Raw genomic sequence first — 15,948 nt, forward strand, 5'->3', positions numbered from 1 at the left:
ACGCACGGATTACTTACCAAATTCTGTGGGTCGCGGAAAATTTGCGCTTGCACACGCGGTCACAATCGAATAAAAATACATAAATTACGAATAAACATTCATTAAGGGTTGTGCCATGGTGAAGGAACGTAGAACCGAACTGGTCCAGGGATTCCGCCATTCTGTTCCCTATATCAACGCCCATCGGGGAAAAACGTTTGTCATCATGCTTGGCGGCGAAGCCATTGAGCATGAAAATTTTTCCAGCATCGTCAATGACATTGGCCTGCTGCACAGCCTCGGGATCCGCCTGGTGGTGGTTTATGGCGCCCGTCCGCAGATCGACGCCAACCTGGCCGCTCATCACCACGAGCCGATTTACCACAAACATACCCGCGTCACGGATGCCAAAACCCTTGAGCTGGTGAAACAGGCGGCAGGTCTGCTGCAGCTGGATATTACCGCTCGCCTGTCCATGAGCCTGAACAACACGCCGCTGCAGGGCGCGCATATCAACGTCGTGAGCGGCAACTTTATCATTGCCCAGCCGCTCGGCGTGGACGATGGCGTGGATTACTGCCACAGCGGTCGCATTCGTCGTATTGATGAAGAAGCTATTCACCGCCAGCTGGACAGCGGAGCCATCGTCCTGATGGGCCCGGTCGCCGTTTCCGTGACTGGCGAAAGCTTTAACCTCACCTCAGAAGAGATCGCCACGCAGCTGGCGATCAAGCTGAAGGCGGAAAAAATGATTGGGTTTTGCTCGTCCCAGGGCGTCGTGAACGATGAGGGAACGATCGTGCCGGAACTCTTCCCGAACGAAGCCCAGGCCCGCGTGGAAGCGCTGGAAGCCGAAGGCGATTACCACTCCGGCACCGTCCGGTTCCTGCGTGGCGCCGTGAAGGCCTGCCGCAGCGGCGTGCGCCGCAGCCACCTTATCAGCTATCAGGAAGACGGCGCCCTGCTGCAGGAGCTGTTCTCCCGCGACGGTATTGGTACGCAGATTGTCATGGAAAGCGCGGAGCAGATCCGCCGCGCCACCATCAACGACATCGGCGGTATTCTCGAGCTGATCCGCCCGCTGGAACAGCAGGGTATCCTGGTGCGTCGTTCACGCGAGCAGCTGGAGATGGAGATCGACAAATTCACCATTATTCAGCGCGATAACCTGACCATCGCCTGCGCCGCGCTCTATCCGTTCCCGGAAGAGAAGATCGGTGAAATGGCCTGCGTGGCGGTGCATCCTGATTACCGCAGCTCTTCACGCGGTGAAATGCTGCTTGAGCGCGTGGCGGCACAGGCGCGCCAGATGGGGCTGAGCAAGCTGTTCGTCCTGACGACGCGCAGCATTCACTGGTTCCAGGAGCGCGGCTTCACGCCGGTGGATATTGATTCCCTGCCGGAAACGAAGAAAGAGATGTACAACTATCAGCGCCGTTCAAAAGTGCTGATGGCAGACCTGGGATGATACTAGGCCCTCACCGTCCGGCGAGGGCGTTCGTTCAGAGAGACTCAAATATCGCGCCCAGCCCGCTTCGGCGTTCCGTACGGGTGGCGATCGCCTGCACCAGCACCCGTTCATCGGCATAAAGCGACAGGCGCTGACGCGCGCGCGTAATGGCGGTATAGATCAGCTCGCGGGTAATAACGGGTGAAAGCTGAGTAGGCAGGATCAGCGCCGCATGGTTAAATTCGGAGCCCTGGGATTTATGCACCGTCATCGCCCAGGCGGTTTCATGCTCGGGTAAACGGCTGGGCTGGAAGGACTTCACGCTCCCGTCCGGCATCTGGAACCAGACGCGTAGTCCCTGACCGCAGTCGAGCGCAATCCCGATATCCCCGTTAAACAACCCCAGCGCGCTGTCGTTACGGGAGATCATCACCGGTCGCCCTTCATACCAGCGCGAATGCGGGGTACGGTTAATTTTGCGTTTTTGCGCCAGCAGCTGTTCCAGCCTGTCGTTGAGACCCCGGACGCCAAAGGGGCCTTCCCTCAGCGCACAGAGCAGCTGGTATTCGCCAAACGCGGCAATGACCTGCTCCGGCGCACTTTGCTGTTGTACGCTTGTCAGAAAGTGCTGATACCCCTGCAGGGCGTCGTCCAGCATCGCCTGATACTCTTCCCCGTTTTGCAGCGATTTTTTCTCAATATCCGTAAAGGTTCCGGCAAACACCGCTGAGGTGGCGTGTCTGTCTCCCCGGTTTACGGCCGCCGCAAGCTGGCCGATGCCGGAATCGCTGCCGAAACGGTAGCTTTTCTGCAGCAGACACAGGCTGTCGCGCAACGCCCCTGCAAGCGAGTGGCTTTCAGAGGTGAGCGTACATCCGGTGAGACGCGCTAACTCCTGAGCGCGTTCAGCGGTATATCCCAGACTGGCATAGGTGCAAATATCGCCCAGCACAGCCCCCGCCTCTACGGAGGCAAGCTGGTCACGATCGCCGAGGAAAATGACGCGCGCGTGCGGCGGTAGCGCATCAATCAAACGCGACATCATCGTCAGATCAATCATTGAGGCTTCATCCACCACCAGCACATCCAGGTGCAGCGGGTTACCGGCATGGTAGCGCAAACGCTGGCTGCCAGGCTGTGCGCCAAGCAAACGGTGCAGCGTGCTGGCTTCATTGGGAAAAAGCGCAAGCTGCTCCCCGGTAAGCGGCAGCTTTTGCAGCGCGCCGCCTAACGACTCCGTCAGACGCGCAGCGGCTTTACCGGTGGGGGCCGCCAGGCGAATACGGCACTTTTGCTCCCCCGATAACTGAATCAGCGCGGCGAGCAGTTTTGCCACGGTGGTCGTTTTCCCGGTGCCCGGACCGCCAGAAATGACCGAGATCCGACGCGTTAACGCCACGGCAGCTGCCACTTTCTGCCAGTCTGTCGCATCGTCAGATATAAACAGCGTATCCAGCGTTTGCCGGAGCTGCGTTTCATCGCAGGGAAGCGGGGCGTTGCTCCCACTGAAGAAGCGCGCCACCGTCAGTTCGTTACGCCACAGCCGGTTAAGATACAAACGTTCGCCGACAAGGATCATCGGCGTCCCGGTATCGGCTCCGCTTACGGCAGGCGAGCCGAGTAATATCTCCTGCCAGTCAACGGCGTCACCGAGCTGCGCGAAACACGCCTGTAAAGCTGGCGGCATTTTCTCATCCACCGCCAGACGCGACAGCGGCAGGCACACGTGCCCTTCCCCCGCGTCTTTGCTAAGAATGGCTGCGGCAAGCATGACGGCAGGCTCCTCACCTGCCACCATCATGGCAAACTGCACGTCCAGGTGGCGCAGTAATCGTTGTTCAACCGCGTCCAGCAGTAGCGCCTGCATCGTCATGCCACCTCCTCCGTGCTCGCAGCAAACAGGTTATCCATTTTTTCAATCAGTTCCTCAGCCGGACGCGTGCTAAAGATGCCGGAACGCGGGTCGTTAGCATCCACGCCGCGCAGGAACAGGTAAATCACGCCGCCAAAATGCGCTTCGTAACGGTAATTGGCCATGCGATGGCGCAGGTAACGGTGCAGCGCCAGGGTGTAAAGCTGGTACTGCAGATCGTAGCGATGCAGTTGCATTGCCGACGCCATCGCCTGTTGGGTATAGGCTTCGCTGCTGTCACCGAGCCAGTTCGATTTGTAATCCAGCAGGTAGTAGCGTCCTTCGTGGCGGAAAACCAGGTCGATAAAGCCTTTGAGCATCCCCTGCACCTGGCGGAAATTCAGCGGCGGGCATCCGACAGATAGCGGATCGTACTCGCGGATCAGCGCATCAAGCGCCTCGGCCCTGAGCGGGCTGGCGATGGGGAGATAAAACTCCATCTCCACCTGCTTATCTTTGGCGGTCAACTGATTCAGCGAAATACCCTGCGTCGTGAGCGGCGCGTGCAGAACCGCGCGGATCCAGTCGGTGAGAACCGGCTGCCACTGTGCGTCGTAACCACCGCTCTGTAACATCTTCAGCACCCACTCTTCGGAAACCGGCTGGGTGAAATCCAGCTCTTCAAACAGTCTGTGCAAAAACGTGCCCGGAGAAGCGCCGCGAGGGAACTGGTGCGGCGTCAACACAGGCTCAGCCGGCACGCTACCGGCGCCTGCGGCATCCACGTCCAGTTTTGGCATCAGATCCTGCGCAATACTCTGCCCGTGCTGCTGTAAGCCGGAGTAGCTGGTAACGCGCCAGTCGTCGGCAATGGTACGTACCACCTGACGGGCATGGAGATCTGACTCGTGCGGATCCGGCATGTGCCAGCGGCTGTTATCGGGCAGAGATGGAATATGCAGGGCCACATGCTCAGTGCAAAGCGATTCGATGCACTGGCGCAGGCCCGCCGCGTCTTTGGGCTCACCCTGTTGAATAAGCCGCCCCAGCGCGCTCAGATGAAAATCGCTCTCCCCGGTCTTTTCGCCACGGCGACGGAACAGCGGCGCAACGCCCAGGCTGCAGTGCCATATCGAACGGGTCAGCGCCACGTAAAGCAGGCGCAGGTCTTCCGCCAGACGCTCGGCTTCGGCCAGCTCAACGCTGGACTCCGCGTTGCTGAGATCGAGCACCGCCTCGAACGACTCGCGATCGTGGTAAAAAGCCTGATCCTGCACGCGGTAATTGGCGATAAACGGCAGCCAGACCAGCGGATATTCCAGGCCTTTCGACTTGTGAATGGTGACGATCTGCACCAGATGTTTATCACTCTCGAGGCGCATCTGCTGGCTGGATGAATTGCTGTTCGGATCGGCAATCTGCTGCGCCAGCCAGCGCACCAGGGCGTGCTCGCTCTCCAGCTGCGTACCCGCTTCCTGCAAGAGTTCGCTGATGTGCAAAATATCGGTCAAACGGCGCTCGCCGCCTGCGGTAGCCAGCATATTCTCCGCAATGTGGCGCTGTGCCATGAGCTCGCGCACCATCGCCATGACTCCACGTTTCTGCCATTTTTCGCGGTAGCGAACAAACTCTTCTACCACAGCATCCCACGCGGCTTCGTCATTGTTGAGCGCATCTATATCCCGCGCGTTCAGTCCGAGCATCGCGCTGGCTAATGCGCTACGCAATGTACTTTCCCTCTCCGGGGCCAGCACGGCCTGGAGCAGCCATAACATCTCTTGCGCCTCAAGCGTTTCAAAGACGCTGTCGCGGTTCGAGAGATAGACGGAGGGGATATTCAGTAACGTCAGGGCGTCTCGGATTAATGCGGCCTCCTGACGGCTGCGCACCAGCACCGTAATATCCGATGCCTTTACCGGAGTGGGGTTATCCCCCTTAAACAGCAGCGCCTCGCCCCGCGCCCCCGCACTGAGCCAGTCACGGATTTGCGCAGCACAGTGTTGGGCCATGGCATTTTGATAGTCGGCAACGCCGCAGCCTTCCCCATCCAGCAGCCAGAAGTTCATTGCAGGCTGCGTCACGCCGTTAAACTCGAAGCGCAGCGAGGCATTTTTCGGGGCAAATTTTACCGGCTGAAACGGGATCTCCCGGAACATAAACGCCGTATCCATGCGGCTAAAGAGCGCGTTGACGCTCTCCACCATGCCTGGAGAGGATCGCCAGTTAGTATCGAGCGTGTAGTGCGCGTCAACCTCGCTGCGGGCTTTCATATAGGTGAAAATATCCGCCCCGCGGAAGGCGTAGATGGCCTGTTTCGGATCGCCGATTAACAACAGCGCGGTACCGGGCTGCTGGCGCCAGATACGGCGGAAAATGCGGTACTGCTGAGGGTCGGTGTCCTGAAATTCGTCTATCATCGCAACCGGGAAGCGGGTGCGAATCGCGGCGGCAAGCGCTTCGCCATTTTCACTGCACAGCGCCGCATCAAGGCGGCTCAGCATATCGTCGAAACCCAGTTCACCCCGGCGGCGTTTCTCGCGCGCCACGGCTTCGCGAATTTCGGTCATGGCGCGAGCGATCATCAGATCGTTGAGCGTAAGGTTATCCGCCAGCAGGGTTTCTATTGCCACAAACAGGGGATGCTCAGGCACAATGCCGTCGGCTTTGGTCCGCTCAGCCAGGAAACGCTGGGAGAATTTCTCCAGCGCGTCCGGGAGCTGATAGCCCCGCGTCTCTTCCTGCGCCCAGGCGCTGATCTTGTCGATCCATTTCCCCTGATTGCCGCGGTTGAACTTGCGACGATCGATGCCGGAATTTTCGATGATGGCGTCAATCTCACCGACTGACTCCATCCATTTTTGCTTGATATCCGCAATTTTCGCGATAATTTTTTCATGCCGCGAGGCCAGGGTTTCATCTGCCGGCGGCGGGGATTTGATTACCGGCGCTTCGCCCTGCAGATAACGATCGATCGCGCGCAGCAGCGCTTCCGGGCCTTTCCAGAGCGCGTGTACCGCTTCGGCAATATCACGCTGTAAGGGATAGCAGTGGCGACGCCAGAAATCCGCGCAGGCCTGATAGCGAAGCACGGATTCATCTTCAATGAGCTGCTGTTCGAACAGCATTCCGGACTCGAACGCATTCAGGCTCAGCATACGCTGGCAAAAACCGTGAATGGTAAAGACGGACGCTTCGTCCATCTGCCGTTCAGCGAGCAGCAGCCACTGGGCTGCCTGCTGCTTATCGGCAATCTCTTCCAGAAGGCTGGCGTAGAGGGGGTTATCCGTGCTCTGACGCAGGCAGGCAATGCGAAGCTCGTGGATATTGGTTCGAATACGGCCCCGCAGCTCCGCGGTAGCGGCCTCGGTGAAGGTGACTACCAACAGCTCTTCCACGCTCAAAGGGCGTGGAAAAGCTGCGTTGCCGCCAAGCCCTAACAGCAGGCGCAGATAGAGGGCGGCAATGGTGAAGGTTTTTCCCGTTCCCGCTGAGGCTTCAATCAATCGTTCACCCTGCAGAGGTAAACGTAAGGGATCAAGGGACTCAGCGGTATCGGTCATTCTTTCTTACTCCAGGGCATAGATTGCTGCAGCGCGCTGACGCTCTTCCAGACTTTCCAGCCTTTCGGGTTCACGTACTCCGTTTTCCCATTCTGGCTACCGGAAACCTGAGACAGGATGGTGATTCCCTGCGGCTTAATGACCGCCAGATGGAAGAAGTCGGCAACCTTCTGCGGCGTCAGCTGTTTTATCTCGGCCACTACTTTATCACGCGAATCAAATTTCAGATTACCGCGATCGAAATCTTTGCTCAGCTGAGAGGCTTCTTCACCCAGCGTCTGCGGCGGCTGCATCACCTGCGCGATGACGGCCTGCTGGATCTGAGCAAACTCTTCCGGCTTCATGGCACGCAGTTTTGCTTCCACCTGCGGGAAGAAGGCCTGATAACGCTTCCAGAGATACGCCGGTTGTTTGTCGCTGCTTTGCAGCAGGAAGCCCAGCCCCCACTGACGCCCGACGTTCATGGAGAAGGCAAACACCGCGTAGCCAAGCTGCTCCTCGGTGCGTAACTGGTTATAGAACCACGGCTGAATAATCTGCCCCAGCACGGCACTCTGCGCCGAGCTGGCGAATTCATCATAGCCCGTTGGCACAAATACCGCGGCCAGCGCGGAGTCGGTGCTGTTACCCGCCTTTTCAAAAATCACATTTTGCTTTTTCTCAACCAGCACGTCCTGGTTGCGGCACCACTCGTCGCCTTTAGAGCCGAGCTGAGTGCGAACATTCTGCGCCAGAGTTTTGGCCTGCTCCTCACTCATGTTGCCGACAATCAGGAACTCCGGACGCGTGTTGGTTTTCAGCGCGTCACGGTACGCCAGCACGTCTTTTAAGGAGATGGAAGGCAGCAGCGCGCGGCGCTCCTCTCGCTGGAAATAAGGAACCTGCGACAGCATTTGCGCCGGCATAAGCGCAAGATCGTAGGCCTTGCCCTTCTCGGCAGAATCCATCATCTGGGCATACCAGGATTTAGCCTGCTCAAGCTGCTCTTCCGTCGGCGTGTAGCTGAAGTAGCCCTCCAGCAAGGCCTGGAACAGCTGAGGCAAGCGCTGGGTATAGCCGTTTGCATTAAGCATCAAACCGTTATTGGCGTTGGTGGAGAAGCTGATCCCGCCCACGGCGGCCTGGTTGCTGAGCTGATCGAGAGCGATACCGGCGAGATAGTCATTGAGTGCGAACATCACCTGATTTTTGGCGCTGTTCATTGCTTTCGGGTTACGCAGCACCACGCTGACATCGGCTTTTGGCTCACTGGCAAAATAGCGGCTTGGGGTATACACAACGCGCAGCGTTGGCTCATCAATGATGAGTTCTGGATGCGGATAATCTTTCGTCGTTTTGATCAGCGAGAAATCATCCGGAATATAGGGGTTCAGCTCCGGCAGCTTCAACGCAATCTCCCCGGCCTTCTTCTGCCAGTCGGCGAAGGTCTGAGCGCTGACTTTATCCACCTGATAAGGGGCATCGACAAAGTACGCCGTCTTGTTATGCGGTTCGTTCGGGCTGATGTACCAGATGCGGGCATTCTCCGGCGTCATCATCGCCAGGCGGGCTTTTACCGCCCCGGCATCATACTGGTCGGCAATATTTACCGCGTCAAGGGTATGTTCCACCGGCACGCGGATCATGGTATCCGCCAGCCACTCCACATAGTCCATGTCGCGGGTTATGGATGGGTAGCGGAAGTCGAGATCCAGCACGTGCGCGAGTTCATCAAAATAGCGCTTATCGACGCCTCTCTCGCGCAGCAAAGCGAGGTAGCTAAAGATAGCCGCCACGACTTCATCGCGGTTGGCCAGCCCTTTGTCGGTCAGGGTGGCGGAGATCGCCAGTACGCCGCTATTACCGTTCACTACCGGATCGGAATCGGCGCGAATACCTTCCGCCAGCCCCTGCTTTTGCAGCCAGTCAGACAGCGTACCCGGGCTACGGTTACCTATCAGGTAGGTCACCAGCTCATCGGTTTTACTGCGAAACTGCGCCGTGTTGTTATCAATGCGGAATTCGACGCGCAGCACTTTGCGCGGCATGGCAGGAACGTAGTGGATCACGATACCTTTTTGCGCGTCCGTGACCACCGGAACGGTTATTTGCGGCAGGTCGATATTTTTATTCGGCACCCGGCCAAACGTTTTGGCCGCCATGTCTGCCAGCTCAGGCAAAGGTTTATTGCTGTAGATGACCGCTTTCATCAAGTTAGCGGAGTAGTATTTATCGCGAAACGCGTGCAGGGCATCCAGCACCGGGCTATTCGGTTTGTCGCTCAAGGTTTCGAGGTTACCGCCGGAGAAGCGCGAACCCGGGTGCGCCGGGTTGATGGTCTCGGCGCTGACCTGCGCCATGCGCATACCGTCTCGCGTGCGGGCCATGGTCAGCTCGGCATTCACCGCATTGCGTTCACGATCGGCGTATTTTTTATCCAGCAACGGCGCGGCGATGGAATCAGCCAGACGGTCGACTGCCCCTTCCAGCGCATCATTTTCGACTTCGAGATAAAAGGCCGTGCGGTACGGTGCCGTACTGGCATTGTGGCTACCGCCATGCATCTTGAGAAATTCGGACAGGCTATCTGGCTGTGGGTATTTTTTTGACCCCATCAGCGTCATATGTTCCAGATAGTGTGCAAGTCCAGGATGAGCGTCAGGATCTTCCAGCGACCCAACCGGCACCACTAATGCCGACAGGGATTTCACCGCCTGCGGGTCGGAAACCAGCAGCACGGTCATGCCGTTATCAAGACGAATAGCCTGATATTGACGGGTATCTTTTTCGCTCTTACGGATAGTTTCCTGAACGGGTTGCCAACCGGAGTCTGCGTGAGTGACGGGCGCCCAAAGGGCAATAAACAAAACAAACGCTTTAAACAAGGTGCTGCCTGGCATTACGACCTCTTTATCACGGCTACATCATTAACAAACTGCGTGCTGGACACGCCAACATCTCTTTCTTTGGGTACATCAGTCCGTGATAAGAAGTGCATCATAAATGAACACCCTTAGCTGCGCAATTTTTATACAGCGCTCAGGACTGATTAAATTTAAACAACGGCAGCAGGTAGCGCTGCGCCTCTTCCGTAATAGCCTCAAAGTACTCTGGCTCAAGCGTTCGCCATAAGCGCTGATACCAGACATCTTCACCTTCGCCACGCACCATCATGTTACCTTCGTAGGCCTGCATAAACTTACTGCGGGCTTTCTGCAGCGAAGCCTCATCCGTTAACATCGCATCATTCTGCGCGTCATAACAGGCTTTTATCCAGGCGCCGCCACTTTCCGGCAGTAGCAAGAGGGGTTTGTTCATTCCCTGGCGGTAGCCATCAATGTACAAAGACAGATACCGTAACGCCTGATCAGACTCCATTGGCGGGAAGCGCCATTCGCCCTCTTTGCGCACGAAAATGCGGCTTTCGCCTTTATGCCCACCCGCACTGTAGACAAGATGTTCCAGCCAGAGTTGCAAACCCTGTGAGACGCTAAGCATTGAAGGCCGCCAGCGAAGCAGCCCATCCTGCTGAACCTGGGTTAACCAGCCTGTGAGCTGTACCCCGTTGCAGTTGAGATCGATTTCAATACTATTCCCTGGCTGTCGGCACGCTCTTACGCGCTCTGCCAGGGCGGTCATCTCCTGACACTGCGCCTCCCAGACGATCTCCCCGAACGCCCCATAAGGCAACTGTCCCGCAGCGCGGTAGCGGCGGTATAGTTTTTCAGCATCTTCCTCTTCAACCAGCGCATTCAACAGCTGCAGGTTTAACTGGTAGCGCTCCAGACCTTCCAGCGTAAACGGCTCTGCATCAGGAATTTCACTCTCTTCAGAACGGAAATTGACCTGTAGTCGCTGCTGGAAGAAAGCGCGCACAGGATGCGCCCAAAACCGCTGAAGCTGCTCGAAGGTCAGGGTGTCGACAGGGCGAGGGTCGAGTTCCTGAATAAAATCGGTATGCGCATTCCCCTCTTTTTTCGCCGCTGGCAGCCACTCCTGCGCATAGCTCTGGCGCTCGCTGGCCGTATAGTTCACCGGGTCAAACGGCATGCGGCTGTGGAAACAGGTGATATGGTCTTTCACCCTCTTCTCGCTTTCATCGCAGTTGCGCTCTTCATCCCCCGGCAGGTAGTGGCTCTGACCGATATAATCCACCAGTTCCTGCACCAGAACGGAGGGGAAACGCTCGCTGTTGTCCTGAATCGAACGGCCGATATAGCTGATATAAAGCTTACTCTGGGCGGAAATAAGCGCCTCAAGGAAGAGATATCGGTCATCATCACGGCGGCTACGGTCGCCCCGTTTTGGATTTGCGCTCATTAAATCGAACCCCAACGGCGCGAGCGCGCGAGGATAAACGCCGTCGTTCATGCCAAGTAAACAGACCACTTTAAACGGGATTGAACGCATTGGCATCAGGGTGCAAATATTGATGGGGCCTGCCAGGAAACGCTGGCTGATTCGCTCCTGGTCAAGCCGCTGCGTCAACTCATCCCTCAACAGCGACAGCGGAATGGCCTCCTGATAGTGGGAATTGACGCCTTCGTCGATGATAGCCTGCCACTGCGTTTCAATGAGCGCCATCGCCGCTTCGGTGTCATTGTCCGGCAGGAAGAAATCATTAAGCAACGCTCTGCAAACCGGGAGCCATTCTTCAAGTGGACGCGGCTGCAGCAGCTCGTGTCGCCAGCGGTTAAGCTGCATCAAGAGCGATGCTAAATGCCCCACCAGTTCAGCAATTAACCCGCTGGACTCGTCGTAAGGCAGCACCTCATTCCACTCGCCCTGACTGCTCTCCATGGCGTAGCCCAGCAGCATACGCGTCAGGCCAAATCGCCAGGTGTGCTGCCCGGTTGGAGGAAGTTCGAACTCCTGAACGTTATCGTCATCGATCCCCCAGCGAACGCCAGACTCATTCACCCACTGGCGAAGGTAGCGAAGCCCCTCTTCATTGATGTTGAAGCGTGCAGACAGAACGGGAACATCCAGTAACGCCAGGACATCTTCGGAGATAAAGCGGCTATCCGGCAGTGAGAGTAAAGTGATAAACGCCTGCAATGCCGGATGCGACTGACGGGCACGACGGTCAGAAATAGCATAAGGAAGATATCGCTCGCCCGTCGCGCTGCCAAAGACGGCCTGAATAAAGGGACTGTAGCTATCGATATCCGCCACCATTACCACGATATCGCGTGGCGTCAGTTCGGGATCGTCCTGCAGCATCGCCAGCAGCTGGTCGTGAAGCACTTCGACCTCACGCTGAGGGCTATGGCAAACATGGATCGTGATGCTGCGATCGTCAGCGTCCAGCTTACGCTTGCTGTCGCTGCGTTCGAACTCGTTCGCCGTCACGCCCATGACGGCACGGTTTTCCAGATCCAGAATATCTAACTGAATATTATGCAGCAGGCTGTCCGGAGCGATCTCGACAAAGGCATCCACGTCACCTTCGCCTGAAGAAGTAATGTCTGAAAGCATGTGAATGTAGTCACGCCCCAGCTTCCCCCATGAGGCAAGCAGCGGATTGGGCAAGTTCTGGATACCATCTTCGTCAAAAAGCTGCCCGGCAGTCGAGCCGTCCTTAAACAGCGGGACGGACCGTTCTTCAAAAAGACGCTTTCGTTGGCGAGTTACCAGACGCGCAAGCCAGCGTTCATCGAGGATATCCCCCCAATACTGTCGGCAAGGGTTGGTGAACAAAATATGAATATCAATATGTTTACCCAGCGCATTCAACGCCTTTAGATAGACAGGGGGTAATGCGGATATTCCGCAGATAAAAACGCGTGACGGCAGTCTTGCTGGACGCTCTGTCGCATTTTCGAGTATTGAAATAAACCGATCGTACAGGTTGGCACGGTGCCACTTAGGCTGCCCAAGTTTCTCCGTATGTTCTACCAGTGCTTTCCACAGCGGTGCCTGCCATATTTGCGCCTCCGGCAGACCTTCAACCAGCTCGCCCGCTTCCCAACGAATTAACCAGTCAGAACGGTAAACAAGGTATTGGTCGTAGAGATCGGCAGTACGCGACGCCAGCTGGAACAGCTTGCGCTTGTCGGTATCGTCATTGAGGTAGTGGCGCAGCATGGCGAATTCATCATGCTGCAGCATTTCCGGCAGCAGCGCCATGAGCTTCCAGCTCATGGCCTGCTTGTTGAAGGCGCTCTGCTCCGGGATGTCCGGCAACACGCGCACAAACATCTCCCAGATAAAGCTCGCGGGCAGCGGGAAATCAATATTTGCGGCTATGCCAAATTTACGGGAAAGCGACATTTGCAGCCACTGTGCCATACCGGTGCTCTGCACCAGCACCATTTCAGGCTCAAAAGGATCGTCAAGCCGCTCGCGCTCAACGATAAACTCCATCAGCGCTTCCAGCACATCCAGACGATTTGAGTGGTAGACCCTTAACATAGACGCTCCCGACTACTGGCTAACCGGGCAATGCAGACGCGTTAGCTCACCGCGCCGCCCCAGAGGAGAAATAAGTGTAACCGTGATGCTGACACATCCTGCGTGCGTTGTCTGCCCCCGACTGGCCTGCCAGCCTGCAGGGAGAACATTTGTTGAGAGCTGAGACTGATTCCAGGCATGGTGCCAGAGCTGGCGATACTGGTTAAACAGGGTAAACCGCGCCGCCAGCGCCCGGTGATAACCCGACAAAGCCGTCACGACGATCACCAGCAGCATCATCGCCAGCAGGACTTCCACCATGCTAAACCCTTTTTCTTTGCTCACGGCAGCTGGCATAACGCGCTCTCCTTAAGGGGACAAAAATCACTCCAGCCGTGAGGCAAAAAGCGAACTTCCCCGTCGACAATCTCTGCTGCGCGCCAGAGCAGCAGGCCGCTGTCTCCGGCAATCAGTAACGCGCGCCCCTCACTCAGCTGGCGCAAACACACTCGCCACGCAGGTGTCTTTTTGCACTGAATCTGGGGCTCTGACGACCAGCTCTGAACCCGTCCCCACTCAAGCGCTGACTGTACCGTCGCCTGCTGCTGAAGCGAGCGGCTCTCGCCGCCAACGAGCGCGCTAAACGTTATGAGCTGCTGATTGAGACCCGTGAGGATCAGTGTCCCGAGCACCAGTAAAAGCAGAACCAGCGCCAGCGAAGATATGCCGCGTTGACGATTCAAAGGTTGTATCCCGTGACCGTATACAACGCCTGCCAGGGCTCCCCCTTCTCGCCTTTGCGAATCGCCGCCATTTCGATATTCACCTCAGGCGCAAAACCGGCATGCTCCACTGTTCTTACCACAAAATGCGCGATCGTAAGCCTGCTCGGGTCAGTAAGCTTTTCCCATCCTTTTCCTTCACATGAGGTCGCTCCACGCAGGGTTTCCAGCGCCCCCGACTCCAGACGAAAACCGGTGCTGTCATTTTCTGATGCGCTGTTATCCCAGCTGCCGTTACTGTTGGCGTCCGACCGCACAATGACGCAACTTCCAAGCCTCGCGGTCACCAGCGCCTGCCCCTGACAGTTTCCCGCGCAGTACCCCGCACGCTGAAGCTGTTTGCCCACGGAAAACAGATGATGCCAGACCTCTTCCTCTAGTTCTCTCTGGCCGGATTGCACTAAGACCGCTCGCTGCAAGCCGGGTAAAAATCGCGATGCGCTTATCAGCAAAAGGCTGCTAATCGCCGTAGCAATCAGAACTTCAGTCAGCGAGAAACCACGCTGCCTCATCGACATGAACCTCCCCCAGTGACCTTACACATCCTGATGCGTCCTCCATTTGAGACAATAATCAACCACTCTCCTGCACGGCTTTGAACGCGTATCCGCCCTGCCCACGCCGTATCCCTTAATCCATAGAACGCGAGCGACGGCGTTACCTCGCCGATCGCGACTTCAGGCCAGAGTGGTATCAGCACAAAGGGACTGCCCTTCTCACAGCCTTGGGCGGCAGAGCTCACCAGACAGTCCCGGCCTCCCACCCGCTGATGGGTAATTTGATGGTCGCGGTTGTAGCGGTTGGCATGATTGCGTAGAAAAAGCAGGTAATCTCGCACCTGACTGGCGGTTTGCCACAGCCGCTGCTGCCGCTGCCAGCTGTCCCATCCGTACAGCCCTGAGGCGCTAAGAATAACGACAAGCGATATGGCGACCAGCGTTTCGATAAGCGTAAAACCGTTCTCTTTTTTCATACCGGGAGTGTGGCGAAGCACCGTGAACATGACGAGCATCGAAATATCGTTTTACGAGGCGTTATCCGGAGAATTGGAAGAGTTGCAGCGCGTTGCACGCTTTCTGGATAGCGCTTCGGGAAACGGGATATAGGCGAAAAAAAACCGGCGCTAAACAGCACCGGTTGTGTCACGCTTTATCGCATCAGATAGCGACGGGCGCTTTGATGCCCGGATGTGGGTCGTAGCCCTCAATTTCGAAATCATCAAAGCGGTAATCGAAGATTGATGCCGGTTTGCGCTTGATAACCAGCTTCGGCAGCGCACGCGGTTCGCGCGTCAGCTGGAGATGCGTCTGTTCCATATGGTTGCTGTAAAGATGGGTATCCCCTCCGGTCCAGACAAAATCCCCCACTTCCAGATCGCACTGCTGCGCCATCATGTGGACCAACAGCGCATAGCTGGCAATGTTAAACGGCAGGCCGAGGAACACGTCACAGGAGCGCTGGTAGAGCTGGCAGGAGAGCTTCCCATCCGCCACATAGAACTGGAAGAACGCATGGCACGGTGCCAGCGCCATTTTATCCAGCTCGCCGACGTTCCAGGCGGAAACGATGATGCGGCGCGAGTCCGGATCGTTTTTCAGCTGGTTCATCACGGTGGTGATCTGGTCAATATGGCGGCCATCAGGCGTTGGCCATGCGCGCCACTGCTTGCCGTAAACCGGGCCCAGGTTGCCATTTTCATCTGCCCATTCGTCCCAGATTGAGACGTTATTTTCGTGCAGATACGCTATGTTGGTATCGCCTTGCAGGAACCAGAGCAGTTCATGAATGATCGAGCGCAGGTGGCAGCGCTTTGTCGTCACCAGAGGGAAGCCTTCTTGCAGGTTGAAGCGCATCTGGTGGCCAAAAATGGAGAGCGTACCGGTGCCGGTGCGGTCGTTTTTCGGCGTGCCCTCGTCGAGCACTTTTTTCATCAATTCAAGATACTGTTTCATG

General features: G+C 56.8%; 10 protein-coding genes. 1 reads left to right on the plus strand and 9 read right to left on the minus strand.

Annotation, left to right across the window (positions count from 1 at the left end; all coding sequences use genetic code 11):
- Positions 1-115 precede the first annotated feature (115 nt).
- Complete coding sequence (gene argA, locus PUP35_RS17685; protein ID WP_008499655.1) at positions 116-1,447, plus strand: amino-acid N-acetyltransferase; 1,332 nt, start codon at positions 116-118, stop codon at positions 1,445-1,447.
- A 34-nt stretch (positions 1,448-1,481) separates the two neighbouring features.
- Here argA and recD read toward each other — a convergent pair whose 3' ends face one another.
- The 9 genes from recD to thyA all read right to left on the minus strand — a co-directional run bounded on the left by recD (position 1,482) and on the right by thyA (position 15,947).
- On the minus strand, positions 1,482-3,302 hold the full coding sequence (gene recD / locus PUP35_RS17690) for an exodeoxyribonuclease V subunit alpha (RefSeq protein ID WP_274240688.1): 1,821 nt from the start codon (positions 3,300-3,302) through the stop codon (positions 1,482-1,484).
- Positions 3,299-6,841 (minus strand): exodeoxyribonuclease V subunit beta, encoded by a 3,543-nt coding sequence (gene recB / locus PUP35_RS17695; RefSeq protein WP_274240689.1) that lies wholly within the window; start codon positions 6,839-6,841, stop codon positions 3,299-3,301. The genes recD and recB overlap by 4 nt, the downstream gene beginning before the upstream one ends.
- Entirely contained in the window at positions 6,838-9,720 is a 2,883-nt protein-coding gene (gene ptrA / locus PUP35_RS17700) for a pitrilysin (RefSeq protein WP_274240690.1), read from the minus strand. Before ptrA ends, recB begins: the two co-directional genes overlap by 4 nt.
- Before the next feature lie 139 nt (positions 9,721-9,859).
- Positions 9,860-13,234, minus strand: coding sequence for an exodeoxyribonuclease V subunit gamma (gene recC, locus PUP35_RS17705; protein ID WP_143345477.1), 3,375 nt, complete (start codon positions 13,232-13,234; stop codon positions 9,860-9,862).
- Positions 13,235-13,246: 12 nt separating this feature from the next.
- On the minus strand, positions 13,247-13,570 hold the full coding sequence (locus tag PUP35_RS17710) for a prepilin-type N-terminal cleavage/methylation domain-containing protein (protein WP_133295081.1): 324 nt from the start codon (positions 13,568-13,570) through the stop codon (positions 13,247-13,249).
- Positions 13,555-13,956, minus strand: a complete 402-nt coding sequence (locus PUP35_RS17715; RefSeq protein WP_127732206.1) for a DUF2509 family protein — start codon at positions 13,954-13,956, stop codon at positions 13,555-13,557. The genes PUP35_RS17710 and PUP35_RS17715 overlap by 16 nt, the downstream gene beginning before the upstream one ends.
- The gene (locus PUP35_RS17720) at positions 13,953-14,513 is read right to left on the minus strand and encodes a prepilin peptidase-dependent protein (RefSeq protein WP_127732208.1); all 561 of its coding nucleotides are present in this window, start codon (positions 14,511-14,513) and stop codon (positions 13,953-13,955) included. Before PUP35_RS17720 ends, PUP35_RS17715 begins: the two co-directional genes overlap by 4 nt.
- Complete coding sequence (locus PUP35_RS17725; protein WP_127732830.1) at positions 14,504-14,968, minus strand: prepilin peptidase-dependent protein; 465 nt, start codon at positions 14,966-14,968, stop codon at positions 14,504-14,506. The genes PUP35_RS17720 and PUP35_RS17725 overlap by 10 nt, the downstream gene beginning before the upstream one ends.
- A 184-nt stretch (positions 14,969-15,152) precedes the next feature.
- On the minus strand, positions 15,153-15,947 hold the full coding sequence (gene thyA / locus PUP35_RS17730; protein ID WP_111966081.1) for a thymidylate synthase: 795 nt from the start codon (positions 15,945-15,947) through the stop codon (positions 15,153-15,155).
- Position 15,948: the final 1 nt, after the last annotated feature.

This window comes from Enterobacter sp. S-33, assembly GCF_028735835.1.
Taxonomy (GTDB): domain Bacteria; phylum Pseudomonadota; class Gammaproteobacteria; order Enterobacterales; family Enterobacteriaceae; genus Enterobacter; species Enterobacter vonholyi.

Coding starts and splice junctions, on each gene's coding strand:
- argA (WP_008499655.1), top strand. CDS start 116: ATGGTGAAGGAACGTAGAACCGAACTGGTCCAGGGATTCCGCCATTCT.
- recD (WP_274240688.1), bottom strand. CDS start 3,302: ATGACGATGCAGGCGCTACTGCTGGACGCGGTTGAACAACGATTACTG.
- recB (WP_274240689.1), bottom strand. CDS start 6,841: ATGACCGATACCGCTGAGTCCCTTGATCCCTTACGTTTACCTCTGCAG.
- ptrA (WP_274240690.1), bottom strand. CDS start 9,720: ATGCCAGGCAGCACCTTGTTTAAAGCGTTTGTTTTGTTTATTGCCCTT.
- recC (WP_143345477.1), bottom strand. CDS start 13,234: ATGTTAAGGGTCTACCACTCAAATCGTCTGGATGTGCTGGAAGCGCTG.
- PUP35_RS17710 (WP_133295081.1), bottom strand. CDS start 13,570: ATGCCAGCTGCCGTGAGCAAAGAAAAAGGGTTTAGCATGGTGGAAGTC.
- PUP35_RS17720 (WP_127732208.1), bottom strand. CDS start 14,513: ATGTCGATGAGGCAGCGTGGTTTCTCGCTGACTGAAGTTCTGATTGCT.
- PUP35_RS17725 (WP_127732830.1), bottom strand. CDS start 14,968: ATGAAAAAAGAGAACGGTTTTACGCTTATCGAAACGCTGGTCGCCATA.
- thyA (WP_111966081.1), bottom strand. CDS start 15,947: ATGAAACAGTATCTTGAATTGATGAAAAAAGTGCTCGACGAGGGCACG.